Annotated in this window: 10 protein-coding genes and 2 pseudogenes; 2 read left to right on the top strand and 10 right to left on the bottom strand. The window is 66.3% G+C overall.

Going from position 1 to position 11,592, the window contains the following annotated elements:
- Positions 1 to 244: 244 nt before the first annotated feature.
- From VET27_RS20135 to VET27_RS20150, 4 genes and pseudogenes are all read right to left on the bottom strand, one after another.
- Positions 245 to 415, bottom strand: a complete 171-nt coding sequence (locus tag VET27_RS20135; RefSeq protein ID WP_526521336.1) for a hypothetical protein — start codon at positions 413 to 415, stop codon at positions 245 to 247.
- Positions 416 to 662: 247 nt separating this feature from the next.
- The gene (locus tag VET27_RS20140; RefSeq protein ID WP_526521338.1) at positions 663 to 872 is read right to left on the bottom strand and encodes a hypothetical protein; all 210 of its coding nucleotides are present in this window, start codon (positions 870 to 872) and stop codon (positions 663 to 665) included.
- A gap of 31 nt (positions 873 to 903) precedes the next feature.
- A pseudogene (locus tag VET27_RS20145) lies at positions 904 to 981 on the bottom strand (hypothetical protein); the annotation flags it as partial.
- A gap of 299 nt (positions 982 to 1,280) precedes the next feature.
- Positions 1,281 to 2,396: a DUF8808 domain-containing protein gene (locus VET27_RS20150; RefSeq protein WP_526521320.1), complete on the bottom strand. Its 1,116-nt coding sequence runs from the start codon at positions 2,394 to 2,396 to the stop codon at positions 1,281 to 1,283.
- A 372-nt stretch (positions 2,397 to 2,768) separates the two neighbouring features.
- Between VET27_RS20150 and VET27_RS20155 the strand changes: the two genes are divergently transcribed.
- The gene (locus VET27_RS20155; RefSeq protein ID WP_526521322.1) at positions 2,769 to 3,578 is read left to right on the top strand and encodes a hypothetical protein; all 810 of its coding nucleotides are present in this window, start codon (positions 2,769 to 2,771) and stop codon (positions 3,576 to 3,578) included.
- Positions 3,579 to 3,664: 86 nt separating this feature from the next.
- Here VET27_RS20155 and VET27_RS20160 read toward each other — a convergent pair.
- The 3 genes and pseudogenes from VET27_RS20160 to VET27_RS20170 form a co-directional block, all read right to left on the bottom strand.
- Positions 3,665 to 4,956 (bottom strand): annotated as a pseudogene (locus VET27_RS20160) (SEC-C metal-binding domain-containing protein); the annotation flags it as partial.
- A gap of 159 nt (positions 4,957 to 5,115) precedes the next feature.
- Positions 5,116 to 7,335: a 6-phosphofructokinase gene (locus tag VET27_RS20165; protein ID WP_526521324.1), complete on the bottom strand. Its 2,220-nt coding sequence runs from the start codon at positions 7,333 to 7,335 to the stop codon at positions 5,116 to 5,118.
- A gap of 94 nt (positions 7,336 to 7,429) precedes the next feature.
- Positions 7,430 to 9,979, bottom strand: a complete 2,550-nt coding sequence (locus VET27_RS20170; RefSeq protein WP_526521326.1) for a tetratricopeptide repeat protein — start codon at positions 9,977 to 9,979, stop codon at positions 7,430 to 7,432.
- A gap of 105 nt (positions 9,980 to 10,084) precedes the next feature.
- Between VET27_RS20170 and VET27_RS20175 the strand changes: the two genes are divergently transcribed.
- Complete coding sequence (locus VET27_RS20175; RefSeq protein WP_526521328.1) at positions 10,085 to 10,201, top strand: type II toxin-antitoxin system VapB family antitoxin; 117 nt, start codon at positions 10,085 to 10,087, stop codon at positions 10,199 to 10,201.
- A gap of 327 nt (positions 10,202 to 10,528) precedes the next feature.
- On the opposite strand, the gene VET27_RS20180 is transcribed toward VET27_RS20175, so the two are convergent.
- From VET27_RS20180 to VET27_RS20190, 3 genes are all read right to left on the bottom strand, one after another.
- The gene (locus VET27_RS20180; protein ID WP_526521330.1) at positions 10,529 to 10,933 is read right to left on the bottom strand and encodes a type II toxin-antitoxin system VapC family toxin; all 405 of its coding nucleotides are present in this window, start codon (positions 10,931 to 10,933) and stop codon (positions 10,529 to 10,531) included.
- A gap of 5 nt (positions 10,934 to 10,938) precedes the next feature.
- On the bottom strand, positions 10,939 to 11,175 hold the full coding sequence (locus VET27_RS20185; RefSeq protein WP_526521332.1) for an AbrB/MazE/SpoVT family DNA-binding domain-containing protein: 237 nt from the start codon (positions 11,173 to 11,175) through the stop codon (positions 10,939 to 10,941).
- Between the two features lie 224 nt (positions 11,176 to 11,399).
- Positions 11,400 to 11,592, bottom strand: a 193-nt coding sequence (locus tag VET27_RS20190) for a DUF2293 domain-containing protein (RefSeq protein ID WP_526521334.1), incomplete at its 5' end; no start/stop codon positions are given.

Below are 11,592 nucleotides of genomic sequence, written 5' to 3' on the forward strand. Positions count from 1 at the left end.
CCGGTCTTGCGACCGGTGAAGCTGACGACCATGAAGTCCTTGAGCGCTGGGCCGATAAGGGGAGCGCGCAGCGCCAGTCGGAGCGTCGGATTGAGTACGCGGAGCATGGCTTGCGGTGGATGCGCGAGTTCGACCGCGGCGTGCTGTTCTGGCATGCATTCACGGTAGGTCCTGCCACGGCCCGATGGGGGAGAACCGCTTTCCGGTTAGTCCTGTATCGCCTTGGCCAGGGTGACGCAACGAGTCAATCGGCGGCCAAGAGTGCCTCGGTCTTCTTGCCTACGGACTTTGCGAACTCGACGAAGGCGCTTTCATCGTCGATGTGCTCTGGGTGCGGTGGCAGCTTGAGTAACGGGCCGCGGACAAGGCGCACACCGTAGCTGTTCTTCCTTCGAGTCTCCGCTGGCGACGGCACAGCGTAACGATAGCTGTGGTGACTGACGACCGGTCGATGCCACACCTGCGGCAGGTGTGGGACGGCGACGAGTTGTCAGACCGGCGTCTCGGGCGGTTCTCCACAGACACTTCAACAGACGTGAACCGCTGTACCTGTCGTGTTAGACGGTATGGAGGCGATCTGAGGCCGAAGGCCTCGGGCTGCAACAGGGACGTGGGTTGCCGGTGGCGGGTGAACACTCGCTCCGGAGAGCCACATTTGCAGATCAGGCAAGGGCGAGCTGACCCGCCTCGTCGACGAGCAACACATCGACCGGCGCGTCGCGCATCTGTTCGTTGGAGAAATGCCATGCCGTACCCGCGACCACATTGAACTCCGATTTCGCGGCTATCGACGCGTCGCCCTTTCGGAAGCCCTTCAGCTTTCGCGCCGACGCAGGCGCGTTTTCGCACACCCCGGAGCTGGCCGTGGTCACCCTTCTCCTCGAATACCTCGACGACCTTCAAAAGCAGGTTCTCGATCGCCCGGTGGCTGAATGCGGTGATCCCAACCCGCTGGCCGGACATGACCAACGCGTGGATCATGTGAGCTGCCCGACACGTCTTGCCCGTGCCCGGAGGACCTTGCAATGCGGCAGGCTTGCGCTAGAGAGCAATTGATCCATTTGTCGGATAGACGGTCAGCGCGTATCGGTCGAGCCAGCGCCTCTATGGGCGTCTCCCTAAGCGGTGCTGGCTGATTCGCCACCGTATCGGCCCATCTAGCCCGAAGCCGTCGGAGGGCTTCGTCGCGGTCCCCGCCGATACGACCGCGAGTCCGTCGTCCAAGTCGCCGCGTTGAGGGCCACCGACGTCGTGCGGCCATGGATGCCGTCCGCCGCAACTCAGCCGCGCATCCACGCCGGCGGAAAGCCGATGTCCAACCGCTCGATGCGCTTGTACGACGACCATGTCGGCACCCCCGCGGGCTGTCCGCGATAGATGCCTCGCGCCGCTGCGACCACACGCTCGCGCTGAGACGGCCACTGCAAAGTCGAGGCAATCTCCTCAAGGGCGCTGCCTCGTTCACCATCGAGCACCCGATCGACGATGGATACCGCAGGCAGGGCCCCGCTCTTGTCGCCGTTGCACCGAGCACAGGAGAGGACAAGGTTGGCCAGCCCGTCGATGCCGACCAACGACCAGGGCAACACATGGTCGATTGGGTTGTTGATCGGCAGGTGTGTCCCGCAGTAGAAGCAGTGCGGCCCGAAAGCCTCCTTGAACGGCTCACGCACTGCTACCAGCGCTGCGCGCGACCGTCCGAAGAGATGCCCTGCCACATCCGGCACTTCGGCGTCGAGGAACTTGTTCATCCGTCGTACGTCGTCGACCCACATGATCTCCAACGCCGGTTTCAGTAGCCCAGCCAGTCGTGCCAGGCCATAGGCGACACCGGAATTCAGCACGATCGCATCGCCGTGCGCCCGCAGCGTCGAGCGCGAGACCTGATCGTGGAGAAACGAGTCGCCATACAGAAATGGGTCGCTCGTCGTCGAACCGGGCAGCTTCTGCAGTCGGTGGAGTGGCTGCTGCGCGAGGCACAACGTGATTTCGTCGATCGCCCGTTCATATGCCGCCGGTGCGCGCAACCGAGCGACGTCGATAGAGCCGGCGCGGCTCGAGGCCTCTCGCAAGTCGTGCGCCGCAAGGAGGATTCGCGCTCGCGGCTGAGTCGACTGGCACAGCTCCCGCCCGTCGAACGGTCGCACCTGCTGCCAGTAGATTCCGAGTACGCGATGTGCCAGATCCGCGATCGGTACCTCGAGCGGATCGGTTGGCTGCGTCGGTAAGTTCTCGATGGAGTGTTCGATCAATGCCATCAGTGTCGCCAGCTTGTACGTCGCCGTACGCAGGCCCGTCTCCAAGATCGCCACCACGCGCTGCCCTAGCAGAAGCGGGTCGTCAGCCACGGCGAGCCTGCGATGTCGGATCTCGGCGGTTTGATTGCATACCCGCATTATCCGGACACGAATCGATGCCGTGAGCGAACTTGTTCGAGCCACGGTGACCGATGTGTACAGCGCGTCCGAGCGTGCACCGTGCCCAAGGTGGCGACGCGATGGACACCGGCGACGATCAGTTAGATCTGTCGACGCCTGTGCAGCACGTGCGCCGGAACCTTGGGCCAAGTGTTCGGCGAGCATGCATACCCGACTCCGCCCTCGACTGCGGCGATGTTCCGGCCGGGGGAGTACTCGAACCGCCACTTGCAGATCGCATGGCAAGCATCTGTCATCCAGCGAGAACCGGCGTGAGTTGGGCTTCCCCGGGTCGCTAATAGCAAACCGCGCGGACGACGAATTGTCATACCCGCCTGGGACAATTGAACAATGAAGCAAGGTACGAGTCATCGAATGCACATCGCCCAATCGACCGATTGGACGGACGCGGTGATCACGCTGTTGGAGCCGCGGTCGCCCTATCGGCCGTGGCGCTACGGAACAACACAAGCCCAAGCGGGCGACACCGTCGCGTGCGTCCTGAACACGGATCCCCCCTCGATGCTGGCCGACCTGGCGCGCGTCGAGACCACCGATCACCCGCGGACCGCAGACTTCGAGCGACCGCTTCGACAGCCGAACCTGGTGGAGTTATCGACTTTGGCGAGGTTGCTCGACCTCGAGTCGTGGGCCGCCGATGGCTGGCACTTCGATGGAGACGACGCCGTCAAGCTGGAGCTGGCGCTGGACGAACGCCGCTACGGGTGCGCCCCGGAGAGTCGTTTCGGCCACAACTCGATGGCGGCCGCGCGGACCCTGCTGCGCTTCGATGGGCAATGCGACGGCTGCGGGCAGCGGATCGGCCTCACCCGCCCGGACGCTCGCGACCAGTTGTTCGTCCACACCACCGATCCATACGTAGAGCTGCAGCCCGAATCGGCGAGGACGGAGGCTGGCGACTGGCCGGCGGTGCTATGCCGCCGCTGCCGCAATCGCATGGACGACGAGGGCTACACGAGCTTCGTCGCCTTCAAGTTCGCGATGCATCCGCCGTGCCCGAAGTGCGGCGAGCGCCGCACCCGCGCGACGTTCTACGGCATGCCTGCAGATCACAGGAACATCCCACCGTGGTCGCAAGCGGGCGGGTGCTGCCCGTCACCCGAAAAATGGTGCTGCGGAAGCTGTTGCCACGATTGGTGACATCCTGGGCCTAGCTCGGCGGGTGATCGACGAAAATGCCTGACTCACAGGGATTCTGCACAACCCTGCGTCACGCCCCCGAACTACTACAGCCCCAGCGCGGCGCATAGTCGGTCGGCGTCCATGCCGCCGCGGGCGGCCTCACCGGCGGGGAAGTGTCGAGCAGCTTGATCAGGCCGGCCCGACGGGTGGGGTCGTCGACGGCCTGACGCGGGGTGTGGCCATCGAGTGCGGGGATTGACTCGTCGAGCCAGTTGGTCTCGAAGGTGCGGATGACCTCCTCGAGGAACGCGGCCACCTCGGGGTCGTCCGGGTCGAGCGCGACGCCACCACCGCCGGGCAGCTGCTTGGCCAACTCGGCGGCCTCACGAGTGACGCGTATCGGTTGACGGGTGTCGTCGAGCACCGTCATCGCGGGATCCACGCGAGTCAGGGTGGCCAGCACTGCGTCCATCCGCCTCTCGCTGTTGGTCTCTCCACCCGCAGGGTGTCACCGTCGAGGACCAGAGTGGCCCGGATGCGCGGCATACCCTGGGCGAGAACGTGTTCCAGCCAGCGTGGCGGTTCCTCACCGTCGAGCCGGTCGTAGGTCTCGTCGAGCGCGGCTTCGACCCGGTCCGGGTCGCCGACCGCACGGTGGCCTCGCAGATCGCCAGCGGGTCACCGTCGGTGTTGACCAACGTCGGCGGTGCGAACCGTCGGCTCAGCTGCGCCACCAGTTCCACCGGGTCGAGTTCGGCATCGAGCATGGCGATCAGCTCGTCGCGCTCGTGCAACGCCACCGACTCCAGCCCACCGAAGAACTGCATGGTGTCACCGGCGGGCAAAACTCGCGTACAGATCAGCTGTCCGGGCTTCAATAGACCGCTGGCGGTGCGCTCCCGCACGCGTGCCTGTCGCCGGTCCGCACGTCGCGTACGGTCACGCTGTGGCCGCGGTGCACCTCGTCGACCTCGAATACCGACCGCTCCGTGAGCAGCCACTGCTCGGCCAGCACCCGCTCGTCCTCGGGCAGCAGCGAACCGCGCACCGCGAGAAAATCCGCGAACGCCCCGCCCTCGAACAGCACCGCGTCCACCAGCAGTGGGTCGGCCAGCCTGGCGGCATCCGCTTCGTCATCGTCGTCGAGGTGGCGGGTGCGTTCGAGCCCGACCTCGGCCAGCAGGTCCCTCCAGCCACTCAGGACGGTGTGCTGGGCAGCTTTGGTGTACAGCCAGTCGGCCCGCTCGGCCAGTGGCAACTCTTCGCGCCCGAGGTGGCACTTCGTGTACTTGCGGCCCGACCCGCACCAGCACGCGTCGTTGCGGCCCAGGTCCGAGCGCGGCGTCGCCCGGTGTTGCTCCAGAAGCGCGACCATCGGATCGTCCGGTCCGCCACCACAGTGGCCCTACTATGGCTCGGGGCGCCAGACCATGATCGCGGCCGAACTAGGTAACGAGCGCGCCCGGATGCCGACATCCGTTGCAGCGAGAGACTATTCATGCCACCTCGCCATCCCACCAGCGCCGCTTGAAGTACCGACAGACGGCTAGCCAGACTACCCCCGCATGATTTCCGAGAGACCGCGGCGGTCCATCCAGCGCTGTTCCAGCGGCCGCTGAGCGTCGTGGTCGATCAGCGTCGGGTAGGAGGTCAGGTCGGTGAATTGCATTCGCCCGGACTGGAATCCGAGCATTGCGCTGGCCCGGCTACCCGATTCGAGTTGCTCCGAGAGGAACTCGATGCAGCGGGCGGTCAGGCTCGTCGCGTGGATCCGATCAAACGGCGAGGGGTCACCACCCTCCTGGATGTGGCCGAGGATCGCCTGCCGGGCGTCGAAGAGGTTGCCGCCCTCCTTCTCGAACAGCGAGGTGATGAATCCGGTGGTGTACACGGGGTCGGCGCGTTCGCTGCGGATGATCAGGCCCAGCCGTTTCCCGGAACGGAAGCCCTCCGAGAGGATACGGATGTCGGCGGTCAGCGAGTCCAGCGTGATGCCCTCCTCGGGCAGGTAGATCCGCTCGGCACCGGAGGCCAACCCGCTGAGCAAGGCCAGGTAGCCGCAGTCCCGACCCATCACCTCGACCACGAAGACCCGGCGGGTGGCCACCGCGGATTGTCTGATCTTGTCGACATCGGCGACGATGCTGTTGAGCGCTGTGTCGCTGCCGATGCTCAGTTCGGTTGCCGGGACGTCGTTGTTGATCGTCATCGGCATGCACACGATCGGGATGTCGAGGGCGCCGTACTGGTGCCGGTGCCGGTGCAGTTCGTGGGCGGCCTGGTAGCCGGCCCACCCGCCCGCCATCACCAAGCCGTCGATCCGATGAGCGGCAACCTGTTCGGCGATCTGCGCGATCGCGTCGCCACTGGGTAGATACCGGTTCGTGCCGATCTCGGCGCCTCCGTCGGACACCCAGCCGCTGACGTCCATCCAGCCCATCTCGTGGACGTCGCCGTCGCGAAGCCCGCGGAATCCGTTCTGAACGGCCAGCACCGTGTAGCCGCGGTCCAGGCCCAGTCGGACGAAGGCGCGCACTGCGTTGTTCATCCCCGGCGCCGGACCGCCGGCGTGCACGATCGCGAGCCGGAAGCGTCTCCTGCCCGCCCGTGTCGGCCGTGCCGCGGCCTGCTGAATGGTCTGCAGGATCTTGTAGGACTGCCCGAAGCTGCCGCCGCGCAACAGCATTGCCCCGTCGAAGTCCTTTGCCTTGATGCGCTCGGCGATGGCCTGAGTTTGCGCGATACAGTCCATCAACGGTGTCGTGACCACCCGGTTTCCCCGCAGCCCGATCAGCTGCGGGGACGCATCCACCTCGTCGGTCAGGAGGCGTTCGACCGCGGCATGGCCAAGGAGCGTGGCAAGGTAGCGGTCGAATGCACTCGGCGCGCCGCCGCGTTGCACGTGGCCGAGGATCGTGATCCTGGTGTCCTCGCCGAGTTCCTGCTCCAGCGTCGATCTGATGTGGTCGGCAGTGATCGGATTTCCGTGAGTGTCCTGGGCGCCCTCGGCGACGAGAACCACGCTCTGCCGACGGCCGATGTCTCGGCCCGCCTTGATGTCCCTGCACATCTGCATCGCCCAGTCCTCGGCAGGCGGTTGCTCGGGGATCAGAAGCCAGTTCGCCGCGGTGGCCAGGGAGGCCATCAGTGCGAGGTAGCCGCACTGCCGTCCCATCACCTCGACGACGAAAGTGCGCTGATGGCTGGACGCGGTGCTGCGCAGCGCATCCATCGCCTCGACGATCCGGTGTAGCGCAGTGTCGGCGCCGATCGTCATGTCGGTGCCCGACACGTCGTTGTCGATGGAGCCGACCAGACCAACCAGACGCAGAAGGGGGTGTCCGTCGGCGGCATCCGGGGAGATCTCGCCGGCGTCAACCAGTTCGGCGAGCAGGTCGGGCCATTCCCGGCGAAACAGATCGGCACCCGTCAGACTTCCGTCGCCACCGATCACCACGAGTGCGTCGATGCCACGCTCGACCATGTTCCGGGCGGCGGTTCTGCGGCCGTCACGCGTTCTGAATTCCTGGGATCGGGCGGTACCTATCGCGGTACCGCCTCGATGCAGAATGCCGTTGGCGTCCTCGGGTTCCATCCGCTTGATCAGGTCGCCACCTGTCACCAGGCCGTGGTATCCCTCGTGAATCGCGTAGACGTCGACGCCGTGGCGCACAGCGGTGTAGATGACCGCGCGCACCGCCGCGTTCATCCCCGGGGAGTCTCCTCCACTGGTCAGCACTCCGATGCTGGCCGGCGCGCTGTGGACCTCAGACATGTCATCGCCCCCAAAGCAGATCGGGATCAAGCAAAGCTTGCGATCAACCTATCGGGCCTCATCGTGGCGCAGGGTCATCTTCTGCCGTGCAGTGCTAAAGCCCCAGTGCTGCGCGCAGCCGGTCCGCGTCCATGCCGCCGCGTGCGGCCTCACCGGCCGGGAAGGTGTCGAGCAGCTTGATCAGGTCGGCCCGTCGGGTGGGGTCGTCGGCGGCCTGACGCGGCGTGTGGCCGTCGAGTGCGGGGATGGACTCGTCGAGCCAGCTGGTCTCGTAGTTCCGGATGACCTCGCCGAGGAATGCGGCGACCTCGGGGTCGTCCGGGTCGAGTGCCGTGCCGCCTCCACTGGGCAGCTGCTTGGCCAACGCGGCGGCCTCACGGGTGTCGCGCATCGGTTGACGGGTGTCGTCGAGCACCGTCATCGCAAGATCCACGCGAGCCAGGGTGGCCAACACCGAGTCCATCCGATTCTCGCTGTTGGTCTCCACCCGCAGGGTGTCACCGTCGAGCACCAAAGTGGCCCGGATGCGCGGCATGCCTTGCACAACAATGTGTTCCAGCCAGCGTGGTGGCTCCTCACCGTCGAGCCGCTCGTAGGTCTCGTCGAGCGCCGCCTCGATGGAGTGCGGGTCGCCGACCCGCACGGTGGCCTCGCAGATCGCGAGCGGATCACCCTCGGTGTTGACCAGCGTCGGCGGTGCGAACCGTCGGCTCAGGTACGCCACCAGTTCCACCGGATCGGGTTCGGCATCGAGCAGGGCGATCAGCGCGTCACGCTCATGCAGCGCCACCGGCTCCAGCCCGCCGAAGAACTGCATGGTGTCCCCGGCGGGCAAAACTCGCGTACAGATCAGCTGTCCGGGCTTCAGGAAACCGCTGGCGGTGCGCTCACGTACGACGTGCCTGTCGCCGGTGCGCACGTCGCGTACGGTCACGCTGTGGCCGCGTTGCACCTCGTCGACCTCGAACACCGACCGGTCCGTGAGCAGCCATTGCTCGGCCAGTGCCCGCTCGTCCTCGGGCAGCAGTGCACCGCGCACGTCGAGAAAGTTCTCGAACGCCCCGCCCTCGAACAGCACCGCGTCCAACGGCAGTGGATCGGCATCCGCTTCGTCGTCGTCGTCGACGTAGCGAAGCCGTTCCAGCTCGACCTCGGCCAGCAGGTCCGTCCAGCCATTCACGACGACGTGCTGGGCAGCTTTGGTATACAGCCAACCGACCCGCTCAGACAGTGGCAATTGTTCGCGCCCGAGGTGGCATTTCTTGTACTTGCGTCCCGATCCGCACCAGCACGCGTCGTTGCGGCCCAGGTCCGTGCGCGGCGTCGCCCGGTGTTGCTCCAGGAGCCTGACCATCGGATCGTCCGGTCCGGCGCCGGCGCGGCGCAACAGCGACAGCCCGCGCTCGGCGTCACCGCGATCGGCCGCGAAGCGCGCCAGATCGAACAGCGCCGGCGCCCAGTCGGTGTCCATGGACTCGGCGGCCAGCAGGGCTTGTTCGGCCTCCTCGACCGAGCCGGTTCGTTCCAGTGCGACCGCGCGCAGCCAGCGACACGCCACCCGCGCCGCGCGTGGCACCTTGGGCTCCAGCGTCTCGGCGAACAGGCCCAGCGCCGCCGCTCCGATGCGGCCTCTGTCGAGCGTCTCGGTCATCAGGATCTCGGCCAACATCGGGTCGGCGAGAACGGCACCGAGCTCACCGGTCAGCTCGGCCAGGCTGGGACCCTCGTCCACGTCCGACTCCTGGTCAGCCGTGGGCGATGAATCGTCTAGCGGCTCTTCGGAATCGGCGGTCTCGATCAGCAGCGACATGCGATCGCTCAGCTCGAGCAGGGTGTACAGCGCGAATGCGTCGTCGGGGTCGAGCTCGTATCGCCGCGCGAGCCGTGCGCAGCCAAGATCGAAGCGCCACACGTCGAAGTCGAATCCGGCGGGAGCAAGCCACTCCTGGTCGTACGGAAGGCCGGCGGCGTCGGCGATCTCGCGCAATGGGGCCAGCGGCTGGGTGAACAGCGCCGGATCGTCGACGCATGCCGTCCACACCACCGCGTCGAAGAACGCAGGCTCGTCGGCGTCGAGCATCGCCGCGAACTGCGCGCCGACCGCAGCATCGGCGATCGTGGTGACCGGTTCGATCGCCAACCCCTCCGGTGTCAGACGCACCCCGACCAGGCCGCCCTCGACCGCGCCGACCGAGGCCAACGTGCCCGACGTCAGAAGCAAGGCACCCAACGGATCGACCAGATCCAGCGGAATCTCCCGCTCGTCGAGCAACTCGATGTCGAACATCGGCAGTGCGACGCGCGCGGGGGATCCGTCGGCGAACCGCCCGCACCGTTCGCTCTCGCACAGCGTGGTGACCGGGTCCAGATCCGGGGTCACCGTGAGCATGTCGTGGGCCAGCTCGCTTGCGCTGAGCCGGTGGGTGAACACCCGCCCGTCGAGCAGCGTCGGCAGCCAGACCCACCGTTCGTCGGTCAGCTGGCTTGCTGCACAACCGCTTTCGTCGATCAGCTCGTCGAGTACGTCCTCGGGGTCTGCCACCCCGGCCGCCTGAAGCCGTCGGACGACGTCGTCCTCCGGCAAGGGGCCGTGCTCGGCCAGGATGTCGGCAAAGGTCTGTATCGGATCGAGCGCATCGGCCACGGTGATCACCCTATGCGGCGGGGGGCACGGCTGGCGAGCGTGTTGGGACAAGACGCCGAGTGTCATCGGGCCGACGTACGATCGCGCAGGTAGAGAGGTACCCACATGGCGTTCAACATCGAGGATCCATCGGTTCACGGAGCCGTCAAACGGCTCGCCACGCTGACGGGCCTATCCGAGTCTCAGGCGGTGGCGGTTGCGGTCAACGAGCGATTGGCGTGACTGCAGTAGGACGACCTCGTGGCCCGACTCGTTGACATAGGCCATAGGACCGCGCGCAGGATGACCCCGGCGACCAAGCGGGTCGACCCTGCCGAACTTCTTTTCGACGACGAAGGTCTACCGACTTGATCGTGGATTCGTCGGCGATCATCGCGATCCTGACAGCGACCGGAACGGCATCTTCTTCGCCGGATCTCGGTGATGCCGAAGATCACCAGCACGTACCCGGTGGCGTTTGCCGCTGAACTCGTCGGGCCTACCTCTCCCATGCAAACCCTGCCTTACTGCACCAGAAAAGTTCCAGAGCCCGCAGCGCGATGACGTCGGTCAGTTGACTACTTCGATCCTGGCGCCGATTGCCTGGTAGGTGCCGGTGGCTCTGGCGTCGCGGGTGGCCAGAACGCAGCCGTTCCGTAGAGCCGCCATCCCGATGATCGCGTCGTACACGGCACCGCCCGCGATACCGTGGGCCGCGAGTAACTTCGGCAAGCGAGCAGCGTCGGCGGCCGTGAGGAGCAGCGGGGCTGCGAAGCGTTCAGTGAGCAATTTGGCCGCATCCGCTGCGGTCAACCGGACATCGCCAGGGAGTCGGGTCAGCACCGAATAGGTTTCGATCAACGCGTGGCCGCTGAGAGCCACCGGGTGTCCGTTCCACCACTCGACCACTGCATGGTGGGCACCGTGGGTGCTCACCACCAGCGGTACCGCGACGCTGGTGTCAACGGCGATCACGCCGGTCAACGCCGGCCGGCATCCATGAGTCCGAAGACGTCGTCGTCGTCGATCTGCGTGTCTCCGGTTGCCACCAACACACCTGCTTCGTGAACGAGGCGGGCGGTCCGACCGGTGGGGAGGAGTTGCAGACCGGCGCCGTAAGGCGAGATGTCCACCGTGGAGCCGGCGCGTAGGCCAAGGGCATCGCGGAGCACCTTTGGGACGACGACGCGCCCCACCGAGTCGACGGTAGCCTCCATAGGGAACAGAGTACCAGTTAGTTCCCAGCTTGGACGGACTATGCGGCACAGGGCGGCGTTGAGGTGTCAACAGATGTCGAAGAAGAAGTCGCGGGCGGACCGGGTTCCGCGACTTGGCTGCAGCGCTTGAGCCGCGGTGAGCGCGTGTTCATACTGCGTTGGCGGCGCGGTCTACTCGCACTTCTCCGCCCTGGAAGCAGTCTCAACGGAGGGGGCCAGCGAGATCAGTTGTCGAGGACAGTGGCGCCGTCGCGCCAGGCGTTGAGGATGTTATGCACGCGGTCGCGCACCCGGTGTCGGGCGTCGTCGCGATCGACGCCGGACATGAGCAGGTCGTCGTAGTCGGTGTCGACGTGGCGGACGGAGGCGGCGACGGCGAGGCGAATGGCGTCGGGGTCGAGCGCGCGGGCGGCGGCG

Source organism: Mycobacterium sp., assembly GCF_035633495.1.
Classification (GTDB): Bacteria; Actinomycetota; Actinomycetes; order Mycobacteriales; family Mycobacteriaceae; genus Mycobacterium.